The following is a 26425-nucleotide window of genomic DNA, read 5'->3' on the forward strand; positions in this document are numbered from 1 at the left end:
GTAGACCTCCGAAGGCTTCAACAGGTTGTGGTCGTCACCTGATCGTCATGCGGCTGCGGGAACGACCACCAGGTGGGACTCCCAGTACCAGGTAGATCCTCGGCGGGCGGTGCACAGTGGAGTCATGGCGACCACGGAGTTCGGGCACACGGTGCGGCGCTGGCGCGACCGGGTCTCGCCGGAGGCTGCCGGGCTGCCCGTCGGCGGTGGCCGGCGGGCGCCGGGGCTGCGCCGCGAGGAGCTGGCCATGCTGGCCGGTATCTCCGTCGACTACGTCACGCGCCTCGAACAAGGGCGCGCGACCAACCCCTCCGAACAGGTCGTCGAGGCGTTGGGCCGGGCGCTGCGCGTGTCCGGTCCGGAGCGCGAGCACCTGTTCCACCTGGCCGGGCTCGTACCTCCGGGGCAGGGCACAGTGCCCGCCTTCATCACGCCGAGCGTCCAGCGGATGCTGGACCGGCTGACCGGGACGCCCGTCGCGGTCTCCGACGCCACCTGGACACTGCTGCTGGCCAATCCCCTGTACACGGCGTTGATGGGTGAGCGGCACGGCGACGAGCGCAACGCGGTGTGGCGCAACTTCCTCGGCGCGCCCGGCCGCGTCCGTCACACACCGGAGTCCCTGCACGCGCTCGAGACCGCTCAGGTCTCCGACTTGCGTGCGGCGGCGGGCCGCTACCCGCAGGACCAGCGGCTGCTGCGGCTGGTCGCGGAGCTGCGTGCGCACAGCGTCCGGTTCGCCCAGCTGTGGGATTCCGGAGCCGTCGGCCAGGCGGAGGCGTCGCGCAAGACCGTCGATCATCCCGAGGTGGGCGCCCTGACGCTGGACTGCGACATCCTCAGCGTCGCGGGCACCGGCCTGCGCATCATCATCTACACCGCCGAGCCCGGCACCCAGGACGCCGAACGCCTCGCGCTCCTCGGCGTCATCGGCACCCAGACACTCGCGGGTCAGCAGTCCCGCGATCAGTGGCCGTAAGGCGGTTCGGAGCATCTCGCGGCGGATCGGTACGCCGTCGGAGGCGAGCCGTACCTGCCGCGGAACGCGTGGCTGAAGTGGAAAGGGCCCGCGAAGCCCGAGGCCGCGGCCACCTGGGCCACGGTGAGTTCGGTACCTGTCAGCAGGCACGCCGCATGGCGCAGCCGCGCCTCCCGCAGGGCCCGCATCGGCGTGGAGCCGGTCTCCTCGACGAACAGGTGGGCGAACCGCGAGGGTGACAGGGCCACCGCCGCGGCAAGGGAGTCGACGGTGTGCGCGGCCGCAGGGTCGGCGTCGATCAGGGTCTGGGCGCGGCGGACACGCGCATCGCCGGGGCCGGGGCCGCCGGACGGGGAGGTGGCGAGCAGCAGAGCGCGTTCGACGGAGCCCAGGGCCAGCGCGGCGGCGTCCGGTCCCGTCGCCACCGAGGCCGGGACGGTGCGGCGCGTGGCGCTCACGGGCCGGGGCGGAGCGCCGGCGCCCGTCCAGCGGCTGTCGGCGTGCGCCTGCCGCAGCGCGGCGGCCACGCCGGTACGGGCTCCGGGGTGGACGTCGGGCACCACGTGGCAGCCGCTGCCGAGGTCGTACGGGCGCAGGCGCTGCTCCCACCCGGGACGCAGCAGGAAATGGGCCCACCACAGTCCCCAGTGCTCCGCCCCCGGCGCGGTCCGGTAGGTGTGCCGCACGCCCGGCGCGAGCAGCACCAGGCTCCCGGGTCCGGCAGGCGTGCCCGCACCGCCCTGGCGGACGTGACCGGCACCGGACTCCGTCCACAGCAGCAGCCAGCTCGGGGCGCCGGCCGTCCTGCGGACCGCGTAGTCGGACGGCCCGTCGTAACGGCCGACGATCAGGACACCCGGAGGCGGCGCAGCAGTTTCACGAAGGTCTGTGGCGGACACGCGCATAGCCTGGCACACCAGGACGGTTCTACGGTCGTCCCATGAACACAGTCGACATCTCGACCTTCCGGACCTCGGGCTACGCGATCGCGCGCCAACTCCTGTCACGCGAAGAGGTGGCCGCGCTCACCGACGGTTTCATGGACTACCCCCGACGAGGCGCCGTACCAGGACACTTCCAGCCGTCGGCGCAGGATCCCGACGGCCCGCACGATCCGCTGCGCGAGTACCCGCGCATCATGCACCCCCACCTGATCGACGACACCGCCATGCGCTACCTCCTCGACCCGAGGATCACCGCGATCGTCGCCGAGCTGATCGACGAGGAGCCGATAGCAGCGCAGAGCATGCTGTACTTCAAGCCTCCCGGCGCGCGCGGGCAGGCGCTTCACCAGGACAACTTCTATCTCCGGGTCGAGCCGGGCACGTGTGTCGCGGCGTGGGTGGCGCTCGACCACGTGGACCGCGACAACGGAGGGCTCGAAGTCGTCCCCGGCACGCACCTCATGGACCTCTTCTGTCCCGAGGAGGCCGACCCGGACACCTACTTCACGAGGGAGTACGTGCCGCCGCCGGCGGGCCTCGAGCGCGTGCCCGTCGACATGGAGCCGGGCGACGTCCTCTTTTTCAACGGCAGCCTGGTCCACGGCTCCGAGCCCAACACGACCACGGACCGCTTCCGCCGCAGCTTCGTGTGCCACTACGCTCCGCGTTCGGCCCGCCGCATCGCCCGCCACTACCGCACGTTCACGCTGGAAGGCCAGGAGGTCTTCCTCGCCGAGGCGGAGGGCGGCGGCCCCTGCGGTACGGAGTTCCCGGTCACGTCGGCGCACTAGGGTCTTTCGACCTGTCCGGTGGGTCTTGTCGTGGTCCCGGCCGGACAGGTGGTCAGTCCGCGTGCCCGACCTCCAACGCCCGTCCCAGGACGGGCGCCACGGCTTCGGCGTAACCCTCGGCCATATGGCTCTCGTCCCGGTAGACGAAGGTGTCGTACACCGCGACGGGGCAGTCGCCGTGGGAGGTGCACAGCCAGGTCTGCGGGTCGATCACGGAGACGCCGGTCGACCGCGCCGCCGCCTTCGTGGCGTTCCTGCGGGTCACGTCGTGCAACGCCTCGGGGACGCGGACCGAGCAGTCCCGCAGGTGCAAGGGGTGGGTGGCCGCGCAGTCGAGCACGTCCTCGCGGGGCCACGGTGTGTCGAGAAGCGCGACGACCTGGGCACCGGACCGCGAGAGGTTCCGGAACGTCCGGACGTAGCCGTCGGTCCATCCCGCGAGCGGGTCGCGCATCGCCTTCGCCGGGGTGCCCGCGTCGGAGGAGGACATGAGCACGAGGGAGGGGCGGAGCTTCTCGATCCGCGCGAGCGCGTCGGCCCGCCAGCGGTCACATGTCGTGTAGGGACGGTGGGCGTTGAGTGTGGTGACCGTCGCCGCCTTGCAGGAGGCCTTGGTCATCGATATCAGCTTCCAATGGTGCTGCAGGGCAAGGAGGTTGAGCGCCGGGAACCACTGGGCCGCGTGGGAGTCGCCGAAGAGGACGACGACGTTCTTCGAGGAGCGGTCTCCGTACACACACATGGGCGTGCTCGTGCCGGCGAAGTCGGGCGTGCTCGTGCTGGCGTAGTTCTGGTGGCACCCGTCCCGGTACACGGCCGACCGCACGTCCGTGATCCCCGTCAGCGGCGGCGTGAGGTTGGCCGGCAGGCGGGTGCCGGTCGTGCCGAGCGCCTGCGTGAGGCGCGCGCCGGGGTCCGGGGCGGAGGCGACGGCGTTCTTGAGTACGAGCGCGGGCTCACCGGAGCTGATCGACGGCGGGAAGGCCGCTGCTACCAGCGCGGTGGACGCCGTGACGGCGGTCAGTGCGAGGCCGAGCCGCAGCCCTCGGCCCGGACGGCCGCGCAGGGCCCGGTGGAAGCGCACCGGGTTCTCGACCAGGCGCAGCGTGAGCCAGGCCGGGAGCAGTGCGGCCACACCGAGGGCGAGTTGGAGGTGCGTACCGGCCGGCCTGTCCAGCGCCTTCGGCCCGATGACCAGGAACGGCCAGTGCCACAGGTACCAGCTGTACGACAGGCCGCCCAGCCAGGTCACCGGCCGTGCAGTGAGCATGCGGCGTGCTCCCGGCCACGCGGGCGAGGCGCCGCCGGCGATGACGAGCGCGGCGCCGATGACCGGTACCGCGGCGGCCGTTCCCGGGAAGGGCGTGTCGGCGTCGAAGCCCACAGCGGCGGCGATCACGCAGGCGAGACCGGTCCACGTCATCGCGACGGCGACGCCGGCCGGCAGACGCGGCGGGCGGAGCAGGGCGAGCGCGACCAGCGCTCCGGTGCCCAGTTCCCAGGCGCGGGTGTGCGAACCGAAGTAGGCCCAGGGCGCCGAACGTCCGGTCACGTGGATACTGAGCCCGAGTGACACCGCGCACAGCGCCACCAGGGGTATCGCCAGGAGCGGGCGGCGACGCCGGGACAGCCGCCATCCCAGGAGCAGGAGCAGCGGCCACACCAGATAGAACTGCTCCTCGACGGCCAGCGACCAGAAGTGCTGGAACGGGGACGGAGGGCTGCCCTCGGCGAGGTAGTCGGTGCCCGTGGCCGCAAGACGGAAGTTGACCGCGTACAGGGCGCTGGCGAACGCGTCGCTCATGTACTCGGCGAAGCGGATCTTCGACAGGAACAGCCACGATCCGGCGAGGGTCACCAGGACGACGAGGGCCGAGGCGGGGAGCAGGCGCAGCGCCCGGCGGGCGTAGAACGCGCGGATCGATATGCCGTCGGACGCGGACAGTTCACGCAGGAGCGAGGACGTGATGAGGAACCCCGAGATCACGAAGAAGACGTCGACCCCGACATAGCCGCCGCTGAACCGTGCGACCCCGGCGTGGCCCAGGACGACCAGCGTGACGGCGAGGGCCCGGAGCCCCTGGATGTCCGGGCGCTGCGCAGGCCCGGTGCGGTTCGCGCCGGGCAGGGGTGGGGTGCGCCCGGTGTCGGGTGCGGGCTTCTGTTCCACCGTCCCCGCCTGCTGCGCCGCGGAATCGGTTGCTGTCTGTCCGGCGTTCGTTCTTGCACGATGTCCGGCGTATGGAGTCCTGGTCACGTCTGGGGCTGTCCGGTCAGACCCTTGTGTTGCAGCCGCGCACCCCTCTTTTTGAACGCTCAACCAGGTATTCACCGGCAGGGCGTCTCCGCGTCGTTCGGTGTTGCGCCGGCGCCCGGCACGATGGCGTGGCTCACGCAACGGCTGCCGCGGAACGGAGACATGCGGTCATGGAGGACTCACTGCGCGCCCGGATCAGGGCGGGCGACGCCGACGCCTTCGCGGAGCTCTTCGACGACACCTCTCCCGAGGTGCACCGCATGGCCTTGCGGGCGACGGGCGACTGGGCGCAGGCCGAGGACGTCGTCTCGCTCACCTTTCTGGAGATATGGCGGCTGCGGCGGACGGTGCGCCACGAGGAAGCCCCGCTGCGGCCGTTCGTCCTGGGTGTGGGCCTGAACGTCCTGCGCAACCAGACCCGCTCGGCCCGCCGTCACCGCGCGGCCCTGGCCCGGCTGCCCGCCCGCGAGCACTTGCCGGACTTCGCTGACGAGGTGGTCGACCGCATCGCGGACGCCGAACAGGTCGCCGCCGCCCGCACGGCGCTGGGCCGGCTGAACCGTGCGGAGCGCGATGTCGTCCTGCTGTGCGGCTGGTCGGAGCTCAACTCCGAGGCCGCCGCGGAGATTCTGGGCGTGGCTCCGGGCACGGTCCGCTCACGCCTGTCGCGGGCGAGGGCCCGGCTGCGGGCGTCCGTCGACGCGTAGCCCGCGCGTCGCCAAAGGTCAGAAGTCGACGGACGGCCAGTCGAGGAGGCGCGCTCCGATCACCGCGGTCTGCAGTGTGTAGCGGTGGACCGGGTCCGACGGGTCGGCGCCGGTCAGCTGGTGAATCCGTTCCAGCCGGTACGTGAGTGCGCGCACGCTCAGCGACAGTCTCCGGGCCGCCTCGGCGCCGACGCACCCCGCGTCGAAGTAGGCGGTGAGCGTGTCGAGGAGAGGCTGCGCTCCCCCGCGGGCGTCTCTCATCGGGCCCAGCACGCTGTGCACGAGGTCGGCCATCGCCTGACGGTCGCGGGTGAGGACCGGGTAGACGAGGAGGTCGGCGGCGCGCAGGAGCGGGGCGTCGAGCTCCAGACGTTCGGCGAGGTCCAGGGCGTTGAGCGCCTCCTCGTACGACTGGACGACGCCGCCGGCGCCCGGCTGCGGGCGGCCGATGGCCACCTGGCACCCGTCGGTCGCGGCGTAGGCCTGCTTGGCGAAGAACGCGAGGACCTCTTCCTGGTCGCCCGGGGCGACACACACGAGACGGCCGTCCTTGGTGGTCAGCAGAATGCTGCGGTCTCCGAAGCGGCCGATGAGCGCACGCTCCACCTCTCGCGGGACGGCGTCCGACTCGTCGTAGGCGACGGTCCCCTGCGCGACGGCGACCACGTGCTCGAACGACAGGCGCAGCCCGAAGCGTTCGGCGCGCTGGGCGATCAGGCCGAGGTCACTGCGTCCGTACAGAAGGTCGTCGATGAACTCCCGGCGTGCGGCCTCCTCCCGGCGTACGGCGAGACGCTGCGCTCTCTCGTAGCCCTCGGCGAAGGCGTCGACGGCCTGCGCGACGGTGGCGAGCACCCTGTCGGGCGACGCCGCCGCGGCCGGCCAGTGTGTGCGCGTCGCGTCCAGGTGTGCGCCGACCAGGGCGCGCAGGCCGTGGCCCGCTTCGGCGGCGCGCTCGCCCACGGCGCGGCGGGATTCGAGTTCGTCGCGGGTCAGACGCCTTCCGGTGGCGGCGGCTTCGGCGAGGATGCGGGCGTATCCGTCGAGAAATGCGTCGGGTATGTCCTGGTCCGCCATGTTCGCCCCCGGAATCTTGATGAGTTGCTGTCGTCTTTTTAGCGCAGGTCCGGGGTTGTTGTAGCTCGGGGGCGCGACCACCTCTCACTTCTGCGAGTTCGGCAGACGCGCTTCGATGCCGTCGAGCAGGAACGTCAGGCTGAGCGCGAACTGCTCGTCCATATCGGGCCCGGACGGTTCCTTCATCCATCGCGCGAGCAGTTCGTGCCCGCCCCGTTCCGCCACTCCTCCGACCGCGTTGACCGCCGCGGCCAGCCGCTGCGGAGTGTCGATTCCCAACCGGCGGCGCATGGCGTGTTCCTCGGCCTCCTGCTGTGCGCCCCCGAAGACATGGCGGTCGAGGAGGGCGGCGTACGCGACGGCCTCCCCCAGTGCGGCGCCGCGCTCCACGAGCACACGCAGCTGGAACTCGGTGCGGCGCAGCATGTGGGGACCCAGCGGGGGGCGGGTCGGGACGAGCTGGGCGAACCACAGGTGCCGCTTCGCCATCGCCCAGCTCTGCGTCGCGATCTCCCGCAGGTCGGCCCGCCAGTCGGGCCCCGGCTCCGCGGGCACGGGAATCTCCGCGGTGGCGGCGTCGAGCATCAGGTCGACGAGCCCGTCCTTGCTCATCACGTGGCGGTACAGCGCCATCGGCGTGTACGGCCCGAGGCGCCGGGCGACCGCGGCCATGGTCAGGGCCTCCGCTCCGCCCTCGTCGGCGACGGCCGTCGCGGCCCGGACGATGTCGTCCCGCTCCAGGGGGCTCTGCCGGCGCTTCGACGGCTCCGCACGGGTCCAGATCAAGGGCGTACCGAAGTCTCCGGCCGCTGTCCGTTCGTCCTCCATGGCTGGAGTTTACGTCATCAGCTAGAGTTTATGACATAAACGTAAGCGTGAGGAGAGCGCCATGAACCCGACCGCCGCACCCAGCGGGATCCGGCTCGGTATCGTCCGGGGGATCAGTTACGGCATGTTCGGCAAGCCGGATCCCTTCGTCCCGCAGATCCGGGCGCTGGGCGGCACGCTGGTGCGTGTCTACGTCTACTGGGGGCAGGTCGAGCCGGAGCCCGGCCACTACGACTGGACCGTGGTGGACGCGATCCTCGACCAGTTGGACCCGGCCGACGAGGCGTGGATCACGGTCTGTTCGAGCTCGCCCTGGGCCACACGGAACCCATCGGCGTTCCTGCCGTCGTCGCCTGCACAGGACAACGCGCGGTACGCGCGCTTCGTGAGCCGCCTGGTGACCCGCTGCAGGGGCCGTGTCGACTACTGGCAGTGCAACAACGAGCCGAGCAATACGGGCCTGCTCTGGGACGGCACCGCCCCCGAGTACGTCGAGCAGCTGACGGCCTTCCATCGCGCGGTGCGCGACGCCGACCCCGGCGCCCGGACCGTCCTCGGCGGCTGCGGCTACGACGTGCTGTCGAGCCCGCCCGAAAGCGAGGAGCGCGCCTTCTTCGAGCACGTGGTGGAGCACGGCCGCGACGCGTTCGATCTCTTCTCCGTGCACCTGTACGGCGACCCGCACGACATCCCGGAACACGTGGAGTCCGTGCGCGCGATGATGCGGCGGCACGGCTACGAACGGCCTGTGGTGGCCGGCGAGTACAACGGGCCGACCCTGTTCGAGTTCCCCGAGGCCCAGGCCGCGTTCCAGGGGGAGATGATGGCGGCGTTCGGGTCCCCCACCACCGGTGCGGAGGCTGAGCCACCGGACCGCAGCACCATGCGGGCGCTGTATGACCGGGAGGCCGAACTCCCCGACTCGCTGCGGATGTTCCTGGAGGACTGCCCCGCGGAACTCGCCGCGCTCAGGGACCGGATCAACTGCCGCCAGGTCGTGACCCGCAACGTTCTCGCCCTGGCCGCCGGAGTGACCCGCACCGTCTGCTGGAACCTGGCACCCGAGATCCCCGGCTACCACGACCGCCTCAACATGATGGGCTTCCTGTTCGGCAAGCTGGCCCTGCTCGACTACGACGGACCGGATCTGACCGTACGTCACCCCTCGGCCGACGCGTTCGCCCGCCTGGCCGGACATCTGGACGGTGCCGACGAGGTGCGCCGCATCGAAGCCGGGGAACGTCCGGACCGGTATGTCTTCGAGGTGTCACGGCCAGGGCGCGGCCCCCTGGAGGTCGTGTGGACGGCAGGGGACGTGTTCACCGGCGAGGACGAGCCGCCCACGTGGATCGAGCGCCCGTGGCCGCATGCGGAGGTTCACGCCGTGGATGCGTTCGGGGTCGCCGTACCCGTGACGCGGGACGGGACGCTCGTCCGTTTCCCCGTGTCCGTGACCCCGGTGTTCCTGGGAGATGTGTAGCGAGGACCGTCCGGTTCAGGCATGCGAAGATCACCCGATGACAACTCCAGGCAGCGGCGACCCCGCCGAGTTCGTACGTTTCCAGGCAGTCACGCCGAACGAACGGGGACACTTCACGGGCGTGTTCGGGCTGGTCAACCGCCTCGGCCGGGCGGGCAGGCTCAGCGAGGAGCAGGAGCGCTTCCGGCTCGAGAACAACGCCTGGTACGACCTCGCGTACCCCGACCCCTCGAAGACGGATCCGTCGGTCTACGACCCGGCGGTCAACCCCACCGCCACGGCCTGGTTCAAGCCGACGGCGACGCACCTCATAGAACGCGTCGGCGGCTACCTGGAAATCCTCGCGGCGCATGGCGTCGAATGCCGCCTGGTCCGGTCCGCCGACCCGGGCCAGGTCATCTACGAGGACGAGGTCCAGATCGTGGTCGTGACACGGCGACCCTCCGCGATCCCCGCCCCGCAGGGTGACCGACCGTGACAGACGCAATGGATGGCCTCGGCTCTCTCGACCGGGATCACGTCGAGCAGCGCGCGGCGCGCGGTGACACTTCGTATCTGCGGGAGTTGGGGGCGCGCCTCGCCGACCGGCGCGAGGCCGCCGCCGAGCAGGCAAGGGAGTACGGACGCGATCTGGACCATGTCGTACGGGTCCTCGCTCTCACCCCCGGGCATGACAGCCTGACGCAACTGCTGCGGCTCCTCGAGGAAGAGTCCGCGGGCCCCGTTCACCCACGCTTCGTCGCCTCGCTCCTCGCCGAGCACCAGGACCCCGCCGATCTGGCGGCCACCGTGTTCGACCGTCCCCGCGCGGACCGCCTCGACGAGCTGCGCGCCTGTCTCTTCCACGAATTGGTCCTTCGCGGAGTGGACATCGATGCCTTTCGTCCACTGCGCACCTGGACGATCGTCCGGCCGGGCCGGCATGCCCTCACCTGGCTGCCGGCGGAGCGTCGCGCCATGGAGGCAGTCGTCGACTTCCCCCGCCGCTCGCTGCGCGGCTGCGCCGGCGGCAGCGGGTCGGTCCTGCCCACCGAGGGCCGGATGGATCCGCCCACGCCACGCGCGACCGACCGCTGTGACCTTCAGGACGTCGCCACCAAGGACGTGTACGAGAGCATCGTCGCCGCACCGGAGGCCGGAGAGTGGGGCGACCAAGGGGCGTGGGTCTTCAGGCTCGACGAGGCCATCGCACCGGAGCAGGTGCCGGCTCTGCTGCCGACGCTTCCCATGCCCTGCGTCCACGGACTCGGCCCCACGGGCCGCTTCGAGATCGCGATCCGCCCGGTGGACGAGATATGGCGGCTGCTCTTCGCCACGGCGTCGATGGGCGGCATGTACGGCACGGGCGTCCAGGGTGCCTACGGACGGCTCTGGGCGTGGCACTCGCTGGCGGGCCTCAGCGGAGCCACCGCGGGCGCGAGCGCCGAGGAGGTCGAACGCCGGGCGGGCCAGAGCACGTGGTTCCAATTCGAGGCCGACGCCGAGTGGTTCCACAACGACTGCGGCTCCGACTACGGCATCGCCGCGCTCTCGCCCGACCGTCGGCGGCTCGCCGTCCTCGCCGCCACCGACACCGACTGACGCCCCATCAGATATCTGGTTCGGCCCACTGGTCCAGGAAGTCGTCGCCGAGGTCGGGGACGAGCTCCTGCTCTCCTGCGTGCGGGGACAGCTCGGCCCAGATCACCTTGCCGCGCGGCGGATAGCGCGTGCCCCAGCGTTCCGTGTAGTGGGCGACGAGGAACAGCCCCCGTCCGCCCTCGTCGGTGGTGGCGGCCCGGCGCAGATGCGGTGCTGTGCTGCTGCCGTCGGAGATCTCGCAGATGAGGTTGCGGTCGTACAGCATGCGGACCTTGATGGGCTGGGTGCCGTAGCGGATGGCGTTGGTGATCAGTTCGCTGAGGACGAGCTCGGCGGTGAACGCGATCCCGTCGAGGCCCCACGCGTCGAGCTGGCGCAGGCACGCGGCGCGTACGGTGGCCACGGCCTCCGGATCGGAGGGCACGGCCCACTCGGCGACCCGCCCGGGGTCGAGGAGCCGGGTGCGGGCCACCATCAGGGCGATGTCGTCGTCGGGCCGTTCCGGCAGCACGGCGTCGAGAACGTCCGTGCAGGTCTCCTGGGGTGTCCGGTCCGCCCCGGCGGTGGTCAGGGCAGCGCGCAGCAGCTCGATGCCGGTGTCGAAGTCGCGGTGGCGGCCCTCGATCAGGCCGTCGGTGTACAGCACGAGCCGGGAGCCTTCGGGCAGGAACAGTTCGAGGGTCTCCATCGGCATGCTGCCGCCGAGTCCGAGGGGCGGGGACACGGGAACGTCGAGGAAGGTGACGGTGCCGTCGGGGCGGACCACCGCCGGTCCGGGGTGACCGGACGAGGCCATCGTCACGTGCCCGGTGACCGCGTCGTAGATCGCGTACAGGCAGGTCGCCCCGACGACACCCACGCCGTCGCCGTCACCGTCGCGCACGGCTTCGGCGTCGATGCGGGCGACCTGTTCGTCGAGGTGGATCAGGAGTTCGTCAGGGGTCAGGTCGAGGGACGAGAAGTTGTGGACGGCGGTACGCAGTTGTCCCATGGTGGCCGCCGCGCGTACGCCGTGCCCCACGACATCACCGACGACCAGCGCGACGCGGGCGCCGGGCAGCGGGATGAGGTCGAACCAGTCGCCGCCGACCCCCGCTTCGGCCGGGAGGTACCGGTGGGCGACCTGGAGCGCGGACTGCTCGGGGAGCGCTCCGGGCAGCAGACTGCGCTGCAGCGTGACGGCCATGGAGTGTTCCCGGGTGAAGCGGCGGGCGTTGTCGATCGCCACGGCGGCGCGGGCCGCCAGCTCCTCGGCGGTGGACAGGTCCTCCGACTCGAAGGGCCCGGTGCTCTCCAGGCGCCAGAAGTCCGCGAGGCCGAGCACGACGCCGCGCGCCCTCAGGGGCACGCTGATCAGGGAGCGGATGCCGTGATCCAGAATCCGCCGGGCCCGCTCGGGGTTCTGGGTCCGCCAGCCGCCGGTCTCGCTCAGATCGGCCTCGAGCACCGCGTGGCCGTTGCCCATGGACTGCGCCATCGGCGTCGCGGGGGCGAACCGGATCAGTTCGCCCACCGGGTAGAAGACGTCCTTGCGCGTCATGCCCGTGACCGCCGTGCGGCGCATTTCGGTGGTGTCTCCGCTGGGCTCGCCGCCCCTGATGACGCTGTCCAGGAGCTCGACGGTGACGGCGTCCGCGAAGCGGGGAACGGCGACATCGGCAAGTTCTTCCGCGGTGTGTACGACGTCCAGCGTCGTACCGATGCGCACGCCCGCGTCGTAGAGGAGCTGCAGACGCTCCCTGGCCGACTGGGCCCTGCCCGCGAGGGCCCGAAGCTCGGTGGAGTCCCGCAGCGTCACGGCGTTTCCGGCCGGCCCGCCGTAGAGGGCGGTCGAGCGCACGTTCACCGCGAGCAGGCGGTCGCCCGCACGGTGCACCTCGTCGGTCACGACTCGTTCGGCGACGAGGAGTTCGGCCAGGGGCGGTGCGAGACCGAGGTCCGCGATGCTGCGCCCTTCCGCACCCGGGGGCAGGTCCAGGAGCCGTTTCGCCTCGTCGTTGGCGAGCAGCAGGCGGCCGTCGCCGCTGGTGATGAGCACGCCCTCCTTCACGGCGTGCAGGACGGCGTCGTGGTGCTCGTACATCCGCGAGAGCTCAGTGGGATCCAGGCCATGGGTCTGGCGCCGCAGCCTCCTGCTCACGAGAACCGACCCGGCCGTCACGACCAGTAGCGCGCCCACGGCGGACCCCAGCAGCAGAGGCAGTCTGTCCGACACCCCGGCGTTCACGTTGTCCACGGTGATCCCGACGCTCACGAGGCCGACCACGGAGCCGTCGGTGTCGATGACCGGGACCGTCGCGTTCACGGCGAGGCCGACGGAGGTACGGAAGGTGGCGGTCATGGTGTGACCCGCGAGCGCGGGCTCGAACGAGCCGATCACGCGCTTGCCGATCAGGCTCGGGTCGGGGTGTGTCCAGCGGATGCCCGCCGGGTTGAACGCCACGACGTAGTCGACGCCGGTTGCCTTGCGGGCCGCCTCCGCGGTGGGCTGGAGCCGCGCTCCGGGGTCGGCGGACTTCATGGCGCTCAGCGTCCCCGGGGAGTGGGCGAACGCCTCCGCGGTCGAGACCGTGCGCTGCGTGGCCTCCTCCATGGTGAAGTCCCTCGCCTGGAGCACGAGTGCCGTGCCGGCCGCGACGACGAGCAGCACGGTCAGTGTCAGCTGCAGCAGAAACACCTGGCCTGCGACGCTGTGCACGCTGACGAGGGAGCGGAGGCTCTGTCCCCAGGAGGGCCGTGGCTCCCCGAGAACGGCGCCCTCCTGTCGGGCGGCAGGCCGCCCGAGAGACTGCGTCATATCCCCTTTGTAACACCCTGCGTAAACAGGGGCGAAGAGCGCGCCGGACCCCCGAGCGGCACGCAGCCGTGGCGGACGGCATCCTCCCAGGAGGGTTCGCTCACGAGGAGTGACCCGGCGAACGCGTCAGCCGGCCTGGGACCCGTACACGCGCTCGACCGTCATCGTCATGAGCACCCTGCGGTCCGACACCATCACCGACCGGTACTCGTCCCAGTCGGGGTGCTCGCCGGAAGCGGCGCGGTAGTAGCTCACGAGGGCCTCGACCTCGGGGCCGTTCGGGTCGGTTCCCGGTCCGACGAGCGTCACCGGGCCCTCGGCAGTGGCCCATGACCAGCCGTCGGCGCTGGTGACCTCCAGCGCGGCGCGCGGGTCACGGCGCAGATTCGCCGTCTTGGCGCGTCCCTCGGTCATCGAGACGTGGAGCAGACCGGCCTCCTCGTCGTAGAAGGGCATGACGGGGGAAAGCTGCGGCAGACCGTCCGACTTGATCGTGGCGAGGACACCGAGTCGGCTCTGGGCGAGCAGCGTGCGCGGGCTGAACGAAGTGTCGGTCATATTCACAATCAAGTCTCGCCCCGACGCCGCTATTCCCCCTTGGCCGGCCGAAGACATCCGAAGACACCCGGGACATCCGAAGACACCCCACCACCGCATCGCAGACGCCTTCCGGCCTGCCCTACTCGCTCGACCGCACCGCGTCCGTACGCAGTTTCGTGGCCCGGTCGGCCGGGTCGTAGTCCGGTCCGACGCCCTCGATCAGCAGCAGATCACCCTCGATATGGTCGGCCCGAAGCCGCAGAATGGCCTGGTACGGGGGCGAGTTGTACCAGGCACGGGCCTCGGCGAGGCCGGGGAACTCGATGAGCACCATGCTGCCGGGCCAGCTCCCCTCGACCACTTCGGCGGGCGGACCATGGATGACGAAGCGGCCGTCGAAGGGATCGAGCGTGGCCTGGATGCGCTCCAGGTACTCGATGATGTCGGCGTGATGCCGGCGGCTGCGGAGATGCGCGAAGCCATAGGCGGGCACGGGCGGGCTCCCTCGTTCAGGTCCTCGCGGTGCGAGGACGAGAACCTGAACGTAGCCCGCGGGCATGTGAGGGTCGATTACCTCTGAGGTAGTTGCCAGGCGGGCGCCGAGGCGTTCATGGGACGGCCTCCGGCACCCTTGCTCAGGAAAGGGCCCCCACGTACGCGAGGGCCTGCTTCAGGAGGACGCCGTGCCCGCTCGGCATCTCGTTCTGGACCGCGTGCGACGAAGCCTCCTCCGGGGTGAACCAGACCAGGTCGAGCGCGTCCTGCCGGGGGCGGCAGTCACCGGTCACGGGGACGATGTAAGCGAGGGACACGGCATGCTGGCGCGGGTCGTGGAACGGCGTGACCCCGAGCGTCGGGAAATATTCGGCGACGGTGAACGGCTGCAAGGACGCCGGTACGCGAGGCAGCGCCACCGGGCCGAGGTCCTTCTCCAGATGACGCAGCAGCGCGTCGCGGACGCGTTCGTGGTGCAGCACCCGGCCGGAGACGAAGGAACGGCTGACCGTCCCGTCCCGCCCGATGCGCAACAACAGTCCGATGTGGGTGACTTCACCATTGTTGTCGACTCGCACCGGTACGGCTTCGACGTACAGGATCGGCATGCGTGAGCGCGCCAGTTCAAGTTCCTCGGAGGTGAGCCAGCCGGGCGTGGTTTCGGTCGTATCAGACATTGGGCGATCGTACTTTCAACGCCTCCCGGGTCACGCACGCCGCTCCCTGCAACACCCCGATCGGGGACGGACGGTCGTGCAGGATTCAGGCAAACGGCACGAGGCGGAACACTCCCCCGTGACGTGGTCGCGTAGCGCCCCGCCGTCACGGGGATGGGACGGCGGGGGCTGCCACGACGAGCGTGACTGTTCAAGTTTCACAGACTGCGGACTTGATCGGAACCACGCCTCGCGAACGGACGGACACGTGGGGCGACGGCGAGCGTGACGCACCGGCGGCCTACGTGGTCTTCCCACCATCGGGCCTTGACCCTGACGTGCGGGTCAGGGGTTAGCGTCGCCGCACCCGGCGGCCGACCCGTGCCGCACCGGGGCCCGGAGTCCGCCGAGGAGGCCGCTCATGACCGCAGCCACGCCCCGCACCACCCGCGAAGTCCGTCTCGCCACCATCCCGGCGGAGCTGCCCACCGAGCGGCACTTCACCGTCACCGAGACGCCCCTTCCCGAGCCGGGGCCGGGCCAAGTCCTCGTGCGCAACCGGCACTTCCTCGTCTTCCCCGGCCTCAGGACCCTGATCGGCGGGGAGGTGGACGGCCTGCAACTGCCGTCCCTGCGCGCCGGGGACGCACTGTTCGGGCCCGCCGTCGCCGAGGTCGTCTCGGCGCCCGGCGACGGCCCGCTGCGTCCCGGCGACCTTGTGTCCCACATGCTCGGCTGGCGCGAGTACGCCCTGGTGGACGCCGACGGCTGCACGGCATTGGGCGACGCGCTCCCCGACCCGGTCGCGTATCTCTCCCCCGGCTCGGCCGCCTACGGAGCGCTGACCCGCCTCGCCGGCATCCGCGAGGGCGACACCGTCTTCGTCACGGGAGCAGCAGGAGCGGTCGGCTCGCTCGCCGGGCAGATCGCCCGGATCCTGGGCGCGGGGAGGGTCATCGGCAGCACCGGCTCGCGCGCGAAGGCCGAACGGCTCGTCTCCGAGCTCGGATACGACGCTGTCGTGCTGCGCGGCTGCGGGCAGCCCCTTGCGGACCAGCTCGCCGAGGCGGCCCCCGAAGGCATCGACGTCCTCCTCGACAACGTCGCCGGCGAGCAACTCGTCGCGGCCCTCGACGCGGCCCGCCAGGGCGCGCGGTTCGCCCTGGTCGGCACGCTGTCGGGACAGATGTCGCCCCAGCGGACGGGCGGCAATTCACCGGTGGAGATCGACGCCTTCCGCCTCGTCGTCAAGGGCATCTCGCTGCGGGGCTACACCGGTGCGGACCACCCGGATGTGGAGAAGGAGTGGACCGCACGCTTCGGTGACTGGCTGCGATCCGGCGACATCACGTTCCCCCATACCCGGGTCCCGGGCATCGATCGGGCTGCGGGAGCGTTTCAGGAAATGATCGAGGGCAAGCATTTCGGGGCGGTCGTCGTGGACTTGTAGCGGTGGCGGCGTGGCGCGCGTTCGGCCGGCCGGCCCGGGCGGGCGGAGAGACGGGGAGTGGTTCAGGATGCGGATCGGCGAAGCGGCCGCGGCCGCCGGTACGACGCCCAGGGCGCTGCGGTTCTACGAGCAGCGCGGGCTGCTGCGCCCACCGGAGCGCACTGCCTCCGGCCAGCGCGAGTACGGGTCCGCCGAGATCGTCCAAGTCCGTTTCATCCGGGGCCTGTTGGCGCTGGGTCTCACCGTCGAGGACCTGCGCAGCTGCGCCGATCGCCTCCACCTGCTCGCGCAGAACCCGCCGCCCCGCTGCGGGTCCGGCGAAGCCGGATCCCCCGCCTCCGGGATCGTGGGCCGCAGACTCGCCGCCCTCGACGCCGAGATCGACCGGCTGGCCGGACTACGGGAGAACCTCGCCCGACGCGCATTCGGCGGTGGGTGAGCGCCGATGCGGAACGCCCGCGTCACGCGGGGTGATGCGGTGGTGGGGCCTCGCGGTACGTGCGAAGCGGACCGCGAGGCTATCCGGGTGCGCCCCTATGCCAGCGCGCCCATCGCCGACCGTACGGACAAGGCACGCGCCCGGCGCCCCGAGTCAGTCCGTCCGGGACCGGCCGGTCGCGGACTGCTGTGTCAGTTCCAGCTCCCCTACCGACTGGTCCCCGCTCGTCTCGCCGGTCAGCCGGAATCCGAGCCCCAGGTAGAAGTTCTCCGGGCCGCTCGTGCCGGGGTGCCAGGTGGCCGTGAGGCGGGTTCCGCCGCGGCGCCGGATCTCGTCGGCCACGGACCCGACGGCGAAGCGGCCGTACCCGCGCCCCTGTTCATCGGCCGCGATGTTGAGGCGCCAGAGTCCGGAGCGCACATCCTTGCCCGTACCGTCTCCCGCGAAATCGATGTCGAAGAAGGCCATGAGGAAGCCGACGGCCCGGTGGCCGTCCACGATGAGCCGGGGCCAGGCCACCCCGGGATGCACGTAGGCCTCCGCGAGGGACTTCACCACCGGGGCGACCAAGTGTTCCTGGTCCGGCCGGACCTTGAGAGCGATCGCCGTCTCGAAGTTGGCCGGGGTGATCGCCTCTAGGCGGAGTTCCGTCGTCACGCCTGCACCCTCTGCGCCCCAGGAGGGCGCATCAAGTGATTTTCCCCGTGCCACCGGGCGGACCGGCCTCCGAAGCCGCGGAGCCTCCCGCTCCGCCGGGAGGGACCGAGAGGGCCGGGGGGGGGAGGTCTCACCAGGCCAGCATCAGCCAAGCCCGGTGAGGGAGTTCCGTCTCCGTCGCGATGCCTTCCGCGCCGTGGAGCACGCTCGCCGGTTCCGGGTTCTTCAGCGGGTCGAGGCGGACCGACGAGACCGCGCCAGGTGGCGTGGGGACGTCCACGTGGGGCAGAGCGGGATCGAAGCTCCCGTTGGTTATGGCGAGCCGTGTCACCCCGTCCTGGTGCGACAGGTGCGGGATCAGGTGCGGTCCGCCGCTGACCAGGGGCAGCGCCGGGGCCTGCCCTTCGAGGAACCGGACGACGGCGTGGGTGACGCGCTGACCGAAGTCGTCCCGGGGCAGGTCGGCGGGGTCCGTGGCGGCGAGTACGGCGACACGGCCGCCGAGTTCATTGACGTATCCGCAGCTTCCGGCGCCCCATGCGTCCTCCCCCGGTGTGAGGATGTGCGTCCACACCACGGCCTCGGGATGCGGGATCAGGCGGGCCAGTGCCGGCTGGGTGTTGACGCTCAGCAGCGTGCCGACGATGTCGGGATCGGGATGGTGGGTGATCTGTTCGAAGCTGAACGGGTCCGCCGCCTGTGCGTCCTCGCGGTCGACGACCTCGGCGACCTGGACACCGAGGAGTTCGCCGAATCCGCGCCGGGTCAGCACGTCGGCCGCGACCCCGTCGAGCAGCAGCCCGCCCGCCAGCATCTCCCGGATCTCGTCGTCGTCGAACGCCCAGGCCGTCGTGCCGAAGACAGCCTGCACCGGAGCCTTCGAGGCGGTGACAGGGACGCCGTACCGCAGGAGGAAGTCGGCTGCGCCTCGCGGGCCGGTGCGCAGCTCGTCCAGACTGCCGGACCGGGTGCGGACGTGAGCCGCCGTGTCCTGCCGGTACGGCAGCCCGACACCGAGTGTCCGGGCGTGTTTGGTGTGGCGCCCCGCGATCCAGTCGAGTGCCGGGCGCGAGCGGCGCAGCAGCCGAGCGGTGCCGGGGAAGCGGTCGGGGCGGCCGGCCTGCATCGGGTGGACGTTGAGGAACAGCGCGTCCGCGCCGGACAGTTGGGCCGTGGTCATCTCGGACCACGTCTGCACGTCCGACTTCGACCAGGTGGTGTGCGGCCAGTTCTCGATCTCCGGCTCGGACTCGACCCAGGCGGGCCGCAGCGCGCGCTGGGTTTCCAGGAGCCACATCTGGCTGCTGAGTGAGCGCGGGGCACTGTCGCTGTACGGGGCGAAGTGCGGGCGATGCGTGGCGCGGCCCTGTACGGCCAGTGCCTGGAACAGCGCCGGCCAGTCGCGGCCCTCGACGGAGTGGACGTCGGGCAGCGAGCTCATCAGCCCGAGCCGGGACCGCCCCGCCGAACGCTCCTCCACGACCTCGCTCAGCCGCTCGGCGATCTCTGTCTGGAGGGTGCGCCACACCTGCTGGAGGAGGGCGCGCCAGGGGTGCGGTGGGCCGGGTTCGGTGATCGCGCGTACGACCTCGTCGCGGGTCACAGGCCGGCCGACGAGATCGGCCAGCCGGTCCAGGACGGGGGTCTCGAAGCCGCCGCCCCAGTCCAGCGGGGCATGGTTGTGATACCGGAAGTCGTCCTCCAGCCACAGCACGCGGAGGCCGAGTCCGGCGAAGCGTCCGTAGTGGGCGTACAGCCATTCGCGCCAGCGGGGGCAGGCGAAGGAGGCCTGCGCGGCGGCGGTCCGCCCGGTGGGCGAGACCATCGGCTGGAAGCCGTGGGCGTCCTTGCGGCCGCGGTCCGCGTGGCCGGCCGTCACCCAGGGGTTGAGGCTGACGTCGAGTCCGGCGTCACCCAGGATGCCGCTGACCGCGGCCGTGGTCTCGTACCAGCGGTCTTCGGTCTCACCGGAGAGATAGCCGTCGAACACCTCCTCGGCGGCCAGCAGGAGAACGACTTCGTCGACTCCGGCTTCCTGGCAGGCCCGGGCCAGGTCGGTCGCGTGCGAGACCGCGTCGGCCGGGTCCTTGCGGGGAGGAAGCTGGAATCGCAGGTGGTAGCGCGCCGACAACGTGACTCTCCTTGTACGAGGGCGGGCGCGGCCGGTGGCTCCGCCGGCCCGCCGCCCTGTCCGCCCGCGCAGTTCCGGGAAGTGACAAGGGGAGCGGGCGCGAGGAACCGACGATCTGAGGACAAAGGAAAGCTATCTGCTTGAAATTGCTCGGTCAATGAAACTTTCGAGCAGTTTCAAGCATGCCGATGGAGGTGCGGCGGCTGGGGCCCGGCTGGTCCGCGTCGAGTTCGGACAGTTCCGCGGCCGTGAGTGCGAGGTCTGCTGCCGCCGTCGAGTCCTCGATGGCGGACGGACGGGACGATCCGGGGATCGGGACGACGACCGGGGATTTGGCCAACTCCCAGGACAGACAGACCTGTTGAGGGCCGACGCCCCGCGCCTCGGCGATGCTCGCGAACGCCGCGTGCGCCGAACCCAGGGCACCCGCACAAGAGATGCCGCCCAGCGGGCTGTAGAGAAGGAACGCGATGCCGAGTTCGTCGCAGAGGCGCAGTTGCGGTCCGCTCTCGTGGGTCGCCGGCGAGAAGTTGTTCTGGACGGACACCAGCCGCTCGCCGACGATGCCGTGGGCCACGCGGCGTTGATCGGAGTTCACGTTCGAGATGCCGATCGCGCGGATCTTGCCCGCGTCGTACAGCTTCCCCGTCGCGCCCACCGAATCGGCGTACGGCACGTTCGGGTCGGGGACGTGCAGCTGGTAGAGCCCGATGGCGTCCACTGCGAGGCGCTTGAGCGATCCCTCGCACGACTCCCTCAGGATCGCCGGGTCGCCGTCGAACAGCCACGCCCCATCGGCTCCGCGCGCCGCCCCGCCCTTCGCACCGACGAGCACGCCCGAGGTGTCACCGCCGTACGACGCGAGCGCCCGGGCGATCAGCGACTCATGCCTCCCCATGAGAGTGAAGCGACGCCCGCGACTCCACGCTCATGCGGTCCTGCGGGCCGGTGTCCGACGCTGCTGCGCCTACGTCATTCCGGGTCGTCCGACGGCGCCAGGTCCGTCGACATGGCCAGGGTGCGGTGCCGGTCGAGTTCGCGCTGGACGAGGTCGAGTTTGGCCTCGATCCGGGCCACGGCGTCGGCGCCGAGAACGAGGCGGAGCGGGGGTTCCGGGGTGCCGGTCAGGCCGACGACGGCGGCTGCCGCCTTGGCGGGGTCCCCGGGCTGGCGGTGGTTGACGTCCGCGAGGGCCTTGCGGGTGGCGCCCGCGGTGGGGGCGTAGTCGTCGATCATGTGGGGTTCGGTGTAGAGGCTCGACGCGTCGAGGAAGTCGGTACGGAAGCCGCCGGGTTCGACGACGGTGACGTGGATGCCCAAGGGGGCGAGTTCGCCGTGCAGTGCCTCGGTGATGCCTTCGACGGCGAACTTCGTCGCGCCGTACAGGCCGACGCCGGCAGCGGTGGCGAAGCCACCGACCGAGCCGATGTTGATCACGTGCCCCGACCGCTGGGCCCGGAGCGTGGGCAGTACGGCCCGCAGGGTGCTGAGCACCCCGAAGACGTTGATGTCGAACGCGGCACGGACGGCCGCGTCCGATGCCTCTTCCACCGCCCCGAGGAGGCCGCGCCCCGCGTTGTTGACCAGGACGTCGATGCGGCCGAAGCGCGCGAGCGCGGCGTCGACCGCGGTGCGTATCGTCGCCTCCTCGGTGACGTCCAGGTCGACGGCGAGCAGGGCGTCGGACGCGTCCGGGAACGCACGGCGAACGGCCTCGGCATCTCGCGCCGTGGCGACGACCTCATGCCCTCGCGCCAGCGCCTCCCGCACGATCTGAGCACCCAGTCCGCGCGAAGCGCCGGTGATGAACCAAACAGACATGTCTCCTGCTTTCGTCGGCGTGACTGACGGCATGTGCCGCAGGTGTCGTACGCGCCATGCGCGCTGTACGGGCTTACGGGCGCCCCGGTACGCCACGGGCGAAGGTGAAGACGGTTTCCCGCTTCTGGCCGTCGTCGGGGAGTTCCCGGTCGGCCCATCGGTCCATGACTTCCACGATCTCGTCCTTGAACTGGGCGAGTTCGGCATCGGTCATCCGCAGCCACACCTCGGCGACAAAGGGGCCGAGCGGCCAGCGCTGCTGCTCGGACTGGGGCTGATCGGCCCAGCGGCGCACCTGGTTGATCTGCCGCTCGAGGTTGAGGGACTCGGCGGCGTGCGCGACAGCTTCCCCCGCCGCGTCGTCGGCGAAGTCGACGGAGGACCACAGCAACTTCGGCGTGGTACGCCGCCACCACCGTTCGCGGCGGTCGCGGGCGAGTTCGGGCGCCTCCTCGATCAGCCCCGCGGCGGCCAGCGCCTTCAGGTGGTGACTCACATTGCCGACGGCTTCGCCCGTCGCCTGCGACAGTGCGCTGGCGGTGGAAGGGCCGTCGAGCTTGAGCAGGTCGAGGAGACGGCGACGGACCGGGTGGGCCATCGCGGCCAGCACCCGGGAATCGGTGATCGGAGGGGCCATACGGGCGACACTACTTACACAAGACCTCTTGTGCAATGGTTCTTGTGAGACTGCCTCAACCACGGTGGAACAGGTCCTGAGGATCGACGCGCACCCAGCCCTGCCGTGCGGTGGGCGGGCGCGGGACCTCCCGGTGCAGGGCGCGCCATTGATGCACGAGCGCGTCGTAGATGGGCGTCGGCGAGACGGCCCCGCTCGTGCCCAGCGGGGCAGCGTGACGGGGTCTGGGCGCAGGAACGCTTTTGCGCGGGTCGTTCATGCGATGCCCAACGACCGCGTCCGCTCCTGGCCACGCGATCGGCGGGGGATCTTTCCCAGGACACATTTCCGAGCGGCGACGCACTGCCCGAAGCCGCGCCCCGTCCACGCTCCGGCGCCGGGACGTAGGGATGCCGGCACACCGCGACGCCGGGAGGTCGGGAGGTCGGGAGACCGACCCACCGGCGCACACCGTGACGCGATGGCGGACGTCATCTCGCCCCGGTCCGTACGGGCCTGCGCGGCTGGTCATCGGTCCCGGTGCGCGCGGTGGCCGGCTGAGCTTGCGAAGGGCCGGCCGCCGCGCGTGCCCGAATCCGGGGTCAGGCCTTCGTCAGCCTCATGGGAATCGCCTTCAGGCCCCCCACGATGAAGCCGCCGGCCGGTTCCAACGACGCTGCGGGCAGGGCGAGTTCCAGGTCGGGGAAGCGGTCGAAGAGGGCCGGGAGGGCGATCTCCGCTTCCATCCGGGCCAGGGGTGCGCCCAGGCAGCGGTGGACTCCGTAGCCGAAGCTGAGGTGTTCGGCGCTCGGGCGCTGTGCGTCGTACCGGTCGGCGCTGTCCCCGTGTTGCTGCGGATCGCGCCCGGTGCCCGCGAACGACGCCAGGATCGCCTCGCCCTTGCGGATGATGGGGCCGTCCGGGATCTCGATGTCCTCGACGGCGAACCTGAGCGGAAGGTTGGCGACGCTGGGGGCCCAGCGGAGGGTCTCCTCGATCACGTCGTTCCAGGAGAGCTCGCCCGCACGGACCAGCTCGAGCTGTTCCGGGTGTGTGAGCAGGGCGTGAACGGCGTTGCCTATCAGATTGACGGTGGTCTCGTGGCCGGCGACGAGGACGAGCAGGAGCGTGTCGATCAGCTCCTGTTCGGTCATCCTGTGGCCTTCCTCGTCCCGCGCGGCGACCAGCACACTGGTCAGGTCCGACCCGGGTTCCTCGCGCTTGAGGCCGGCGAGCCCCGTCAGCAGCGCCTGGACGTCGACGTACGCGGCGCCCGCCTCCTCCGGGTCGACGGACGTCATGATGATCTCGGAGAGCCTGGCCAGTTCTGCGCGGGTGTCGCCCTCGGGGATACCGAACAGCTCGCAGATGACCTGCATCGGCAGCTGGTGCGTGAAGGTCTCCCGTAGGTCGACGACGGATCCGCTTGGCAGCGTGCCGAGTTCGTCGAGGAGGGTGGTGGTGATGCGCTCGACCGAGGGCAGCATGGCGTCGGTACGCCGCGCCGTGAACGCCGGTGCGATGAGCTTGCGCAGCCGCCGGTGGTCGCTCCCGTACGCCGTGAACATGTTGTTCACGCCGACCCAGGTGGCCAGCCAGGACTCGTGGTACTCGCCGCGCTGCCACGCGGGCCAGTGCCGGCGGGCGTCCTTGGACACGCGTGGGTCGGTCAGCAGGTCCTTGAGCAGGCTGTGGCTGGTGATGGCCCACGCCTCGGGGCCGTCCGGGAGTTGGACGAGCGTCGCCGGGCCCGAGGCGCGCAGCCGGGCGGCCTCGGCGTGGACGTCGGCACCGGCCGGGTCGAGTGCGACGGGTTGCGGTCCCATGAAGTGGCTCCTGCCTGGTCGGAATCTAGGGCCGGACAGCGGCGCGCCTCGCGGCGCGAGAGCCCTGAGGAACCTATCCAAGATCATTACGGGCGCCAGGCGGGCATGGCCGGTTCGAGGCGGTCGGCCGAGGGCGCCCGGTCGCCCGAAGGCAGCTGCGGCGGGGCGGGGGCGCGTGACGCCGCCGAGTGAGCCGGTCCTCAACGGGCCCCGTCTTGTCCGAAAGTCGACTGGTCGGCAGACAGTCAACAGCCCATACATACAGTCGAGTTGACCGGTCCGACAGACCGGAATATGTGCCCGTAGCCGACTGACGGTACTCCCGCCCCACTCCTCACATGCCGTCCCGCGCGAGACCCCAGGCTCAGCTTTGCCCGGTGGCCGACTCACTGGACGGTGCCGGTCGCGCCGGTCATCCCTCCGCCGCCGGTGGCGACGCCGCCGACCGGCTTGGGCGCGGGAAAGGGGGGCTCGTCCTGTCGGCAGGCCGTTCCGGCCGGCGGGAGCGTGCCGTCGACGAAGTACCGGCTCTCGTACGCCTTCACGCAGCTGCTGGGGTTGATCAGCGCGGTGTGACCGTACCCCTCGTGGGTGAGCAGGCGGGCGTCGGCCAATTCCCCCGCCAGCGCCTGCGCGTCCGCGTAAGGAGTGGCGGGGTCGTACCTGGTGCCGACCAGCAGGACCGGGTGTGCCGTCGGCCTGTTCCACGGGCCGCGGTAGCGGTCGGCCGCGACGGCCGGCCAGGAGGCGCACGCCACGGCGGCCCAGGTCCAGAAGCGTCCGGCGTCGCCCGCGCGGGCGGCGGAGGCCTCTTCCATGGCGTGGTAGGCGGCGGGGTCACGCGGATTGGGGCTCTCGCCGCAGGCCACGGCACTCGCCTGTTCCTCGCCGAGGTACGGATTCGGATGCGGGACAGGCGGCAGGGGCGGGAGCGGAGACGCCTTGGGGACCCGTCCCTGCCAGAGGTCCCGCAGCCTGCCGGCGAGGTCCGGCCAGCCCGGGTGGACGATGTAGAGGCCGCTCACCACGTCGGCGACCGTGCGGCCGTAGGTCCACCCACCCACCGGATGCGCTCGCAGCCGCCGCATCAGCTGGTCGAACCTGTCCCGGGTCGCTTTCGGGCTGCCGGCCGAGAAGGCGCAGCCCGCGGTGTCCGTGGATCCGCACAGGGTGAGGAACCGGTCCAGGACCGCTGCTGCGGAGCGGTCCGAGCCCATGCGCAGGAACGTGGGTAGCCGGGGGTCCGCGTCGGAGGCGTGGTTCGTCCAGGCCTGCGGATCGATGTCGCTGTCGAGGACCATGGCGCGGACCCTGCCGGGGAACATGTTGGCGTAGGTGGCGCCCAGGATCGTGCCGTAGGAGATTCCGAGGTAGGTGAGTTGTGCGTCGCCCACCGCCTGGCGCAGCCCGTCGAGGTCGCGCGCGGTGTCGGCGGTCGACACGTGGCGCAGCAGCTCGGGGTCACGCCGCTCGCAGCGCCGGGCCAGGTCCTGGTACGCGGCGATCACGGCCGCTCGCTGCTGTGCGCCCACGGGGACGCCGGCCGGTTTGCCCGCGTTCCACGCGGCGGCCTCCCCGGGAGTCGCGAAGCAGTTCACCGCGGTGCTGCTGCCGATGCCGCGGGTGTCCCAGCTGACGATGTCGAACCGCTCCCGCACCTCGTGCGGGAAGGACTCGTAGTTCTGCGGCATCTGTACCGTTCCCGGCCCGCCGGGTCCACCGGGGTTGAAGAGCAGGGTGCCGATGCGCCGGCCGGGGCCGGTCGCCTTCCGTTTGACGACTGCCAGTTCGATGGTGCGGCGGCCTGGGTCGCCGTAGTCCAACGGCACCTTCGCGGTCGCGCAGTCGAACGGGCTGCGTTGAACGCAGGGTCTCCAGTCCAGTTTCAGGGCCGGCACCGAAGGAGGTGTGGGCAGACCTCCGGCCGCGGCGAGGTACTGCCCGGTCAGAACGGTCGAGCAGGTCACCGACGCGGCGATGACCGCGGCACAGACCCGACGGCCCGCTGTCGGTCCGGATATGTGCATGCCATGTCCTTCCACGGCTGGGCCGGACGCCCTTCGGGCGTAGGACGTCAGCACGCATCTGTGCCAACGGCACCGCGGCCCGGCAACGCGCGCGCGCCGACCGCGACCAATCGGGCGAACCACCATCACTGTGTCGCCGTGTCGTCGTGTCGTCGTGTCGTCGAGGACGAGGCAAGATCACCAAACCCTCACCCTAAAGCTGAGGTCGAGGCGCCACTCGATGAGATCACGCCAGGAACCACCTGGGACCACGCCCGGGACCCGTCTGGGCCCACGCCGGTGGCCCGCCTGGGAACTTCCTGGTACCGCCAGTCCCAGGAAGACGG

General features: G+C 71.2%; 23 protein-coding genes. 8 read left to right on the plus strand and 15 right to left on the minus strand.

The features are described 5' to 3' along the window. The first annotated feature begins 124 nt into the window (after positions 1 to 124). Entirely contained in the window at positions 125 to 979 is an 855-nt protein-coding gene (locus ACIPWY_RS34355) for a helix-turn-helix transcriptional regulator (RefSeq protein WP_393702389.1), read from the plus strand. Here ACIPWY_RS34355 and ACIPWY_RS34360 read toward each other — a convergent pair. Continuing rightward, positions 967 to 1884 carry a helix-turn-helix domain-containing protein gene (locus tag ACIPWY_RS34360; RefSeq protein ID WP_362907937.1) on the minus strand — a complete coding sequence of 306 codons (918 nt, stop codon included), beginning with the start codon at positions 1882 to 1884 and terminating at the stop codon, positions 967 to 969. The two genes, ACIPWY_RS34355 and ACIPWY_RS34360, sit on opposite strands and share 13 nt — an antisense overlap. Positions 1885 to 1919: 35 nt before the next feature. Here ACIPWY_RS34360 and ACIPWY_RS34365 point away from each other — a divergent pair, with 35 nt between their 5' ends. After that, on the plus strand, positions 1920 to 2714 hold the full coding sequence (locus tag ACIPWY_RS34365; protein ID WP_393702391.1) for a phytanoyl-CoA dioxygenase family protein: 795 nt from the start codon (positions 1920 to 1922) through the stop codon (positions 2712 to 2714). Between the two features lie 52 nt (positions 2715 to 2766). On the opposite strand, the gene ACIPWY_RS34370 is transcribed toward ACIPWY_RS34365, so the two are convergent. Next, positions 2767 to 4884, minus strand: coding sequence for an acyltransferase family protein (locus tag ACIPWY_RS34370; protein ID WP_401536381.1), 2118 nt, complete (start codon positions 4882 to 4884; stop codon positions 2767 to 2769). 257 nt (positions 4885 to 5141) lie between these two features. On the opposite strand from ACIPWY_RS34370, the gene ACIPWY_RS34375 reads away from it, so the two are divergent. Further along, complete coding sequence (locus ACIPWY_RS34375; RefSeq protein WP_390017520.1) at positions 5142 to 5678, plus strand: RNA polymerase sigma factor; 537 nt, start codon at positions 5142 to 5144, stop codon at positions 5676 to 5678. An 18-nt stretch (positions 5679 to 5696) separates the two neighbouring features. Here ACIPWY_RS34375 and ACIPWY_RS34380 read toward each other — a convergent pair whose 3' ends face one another. Both ACIPWY_RS34380 and ACIPWY_RS34385 read right to left on the minus strand, forming a co-directional pair. Next, a complete protein-coding gene (locus ACIPWY_RS34380; RefSeq protein WP_362907933.1) occupies positions 5697 to 6755 on the minus strand; it encodes a helix-turn-helix domain-containing protein in 1059 nt (352 codons plus the stop codon). An 84-nt stretch (positions 6756 to 6839) separates the two neighbouring features. Then, entirely contained in the window at positions 6840 to 7583 is a 744-nt protein-coding gene (locus ACIPWY_RS34385) for a TetR/AcrR family transcriptional regulator (protein WP_362907932.1), read from the minus strand. Between the two features lie 61 nt (positions 7584 to 7644). Between ACIPWY_RS34385 and ACIPWY_RS34390 the strand changes: the two genes are divergently transcribed. The 3 genes from ACIPWY_RS34390 to ACIPWY_RS34400 are packed head-to-tail and all read left to right on the plus strand — an operon-like array spanning position 7645 to position 10644. Continuing rightward, positions 7645 to 9063 carry a hypothetical protein gene (locus ACIPWY_RS34390; protein ID WP_393702396.1) on the plus strand — a complete coding sequence of 473 codons (1419 nt, stop codon included), beginning with the start codon at positions 7645 to 7647 and terminating at the stop codon, positions 9061 to 9063. 37 nt (positions 9064 to 9100) lie between these two features. Continuing rightward, complete coding sequence (locus tag ACIPWY_RS34395) at positions 9101 to 9541, plus strand: hypothetical protein (protein ID WP_362907930.1); 441 nt, start codon at positions 9101 to 9103, stop codon at positions 9539 to 9541. Continuing rightward, the gene (locus ACIPWY_RS34400; RefSeq protein ID WP_393702398.1) at positions 9538 to 10644 is read left to right on the plus strand and encodes a DUF6183 family protein; all 1107 of its coding nucleotides are present in this window, start codon (positions 9538 to 9540) and stop codon (positions 10642 to 10644) included. Before ACIPWY_RS34395 ends, ACIPWY_RS34400 begins: the two co-directional genes overlap by 4 nt. 7 nt (positions 10645 to 10651) lie before the next feature. Here ACIPWY_RS34400 and ACIPWY_RS34405 read toward each other — a convergent pair whose 3' ends face one another. The 4 genes from ACIPWY_RS34405 to ACIPWY_RS34420 form a co-directional block, all read right to left on the minus strand. Next, entirely contained in the window at positions 10652 to 13441 is a 2790-nt protein-coding gene (locus tag ACIPWY_RS34405) for a SpoIIE family protein phosphatase (protein ID WP_393702400.1), read from the minus strand. A 126-nt stretch (positions 13442 to 13567) separates the two neighbouring features. Continuing rightward, a complete protein-coding gene (locus tag ACIPWY_RS34410) occupies positions 13568 to 13999 on the minus strand; it encodes a PPOX class F420-dependent oxidoreductase (RefSeq protein ID WP_362907927.1) in 432 nt (143 codons plus the stop codon). 121 nt (positions 14000 to 14120) lie between these two features. Continuing rightward, positions 14121 to 14474: a DUF1330 domain-containing protein gene (locus ACIPWY_RS34415; RefSeq protein WP_362907926.1), complete on the minus strand. Its 354-nt coding sequence runs from the start codon at positions 14472 to 14474 to the stop codon at positions 14121 to 14123. Positions 14475 to 14616: 142 nt separating this feature from the next. Then, a complete protein-coding gene (locus ACIPWY_RS34420; protein ID WP_393702403.1) occupies positions 14617 to 15153 on the minus strand; it encodes an NUDIX hydrolase family protein in 537 nt (178 codons plus the stop codon). Positions 15154 to 15553: 400 nt separating this feature from the next. Here ACIPWY_RS34420 and ACIPWY_RS34425 point away from each other — a divergent pair, with 400 nt between their 5' ends. Both ACIPWY_RS34425 and ACIPWY_RS34430 read left to right on the plus strand, forming a co-directional pair. Next, the gene (locus tag ACIPWY_RS34425) at positions 15554 to 16582 is read left to right on the plus strand and encodes an MDR family NADP-dependent oxidoreductase (RefSeq protein ID WP_393702405.1); all 1029 of its coding nucleotides are present in this window, start codon (positions 15554 to 15556) and stop codon (positions 16580 to 16582) included. Positions 16583 to 16649: 67 nt separating this feature from the next. Further along, positions 16650 to 17021 (plus strand): MerR family transcriptional regulator, encoded by a 372-nt coding sequence (locus ACIPWY_RS34430; protein ID WP_393702407.1) that lies wholly within the window; start codon positions 16650 to 16652, stop codon positions 17019 to 17021. Between the two features lie 153 nt (positions 17022 to 17174). On the opposite strand, the gene ACIPWY_RS34435 is transcribed toward ACIPWY_RS34430, so the two are convergent. From ACIPWY_RS34435 to ACIPWY_RS34465, 7 genes are all read right to left on the minus strand, one after another. Then, positions 17175 to 17678 carry a GNAT family N-acetyltransferase gene (locus tag ACIPWY_RS34435; protein WP_362907922.1) on the minus strand — a complete coding sequence of 168 codons (504 nt, stop codon included), beginning with the start codon at positions 17676 to 17678 and terminating at the stop codon, positions 17175 to 17177. A 130-nt stretch (positions 17679 to 17808) separates the two neighbouring features. Beyond that, positions 17809 to 19809 (minus strand): hypothetical protein, encoded by a 2001-nt coding sequence (locus tag ACIPWY_RS34440; protein ID WP_401536387.1) that lies wholly within the window; start codon positions 19807 to 19809, stop codon positions 17809 to 17811. 154 nt (positions 19810 to 19963) lie between these two features. Beyond that, entirely contained in the window at positions 19964 to 20707 is a 744-nt protein-coding gene (locus ACIPWY_RS34445) for an aldo/keto reductase (RefSeq protein WP_401536389.1), read from the minus strand. A 74-nt stretch (positions 20708 to 20781) separates the two neighbouring features. Continuing rightward, positions 20782 to 21630 carry an oxidoreductase gene (locus ACIPWY_RS34450; protein ID WP_393702411.1) on the minus strand — a complete coding sequence of 283 codons (849 nt, stop codon included), beginning with the start codon at positions 21628 to 21630 and terminating at the stop codon, positions 20782 to 20784. A gap of 73 nt (positions 21631 to 21703) precedes the next feature. Further along, positions 21704 to 22267 (minus strand): winged helix-turn-helix domain-containing protein, encoded by a 564-nt coding sequence (locus ACIPWY_RS34455; protein WP_389545116.1) that lies wholly within the window; start codon positions 22265 to 22267, stop codon positions 21704 to 21706. A gap of 581 nt (positions 22268 to 22848) precedes the next feature. After that, positions 22849 to 24072, minus strand: coding sequence for a cytochrome P450 (locus ACIPWY_RS34460; protein ID WP_393702413.1), 1224 nt, complete (start codon positions 24070 to 24072; stop codon positions 22849 to 22851). Between the two features lie 386 nt (positions 24073 to 24458). Then, positions 24459 to 26099 carry an alpha/beta hydrolase gene (locus ACIPWY_RS34465; RefSeq protein WP_393702415.1) on the minus strand — a complete coding sequence of 547 codons (1641 nt, stop codon included), beginning with the start codon at positions 26097 to 26099 and terminating at the stop codon, positions 24459 to 24461. Positions 26100 to 26425 lie beyond the last annotated feature (326 nt).

Origin of the sequence: Streptomyces sp. NPDC090032 (assembly GCF_044748025.1) — a bacterium.
Taxonomy (GTDB): domain Bacteria; phylum Actinomycetota; class Actinomycetes; order Streptomycetales; family Streptomycetaceae; genus Streptomyces.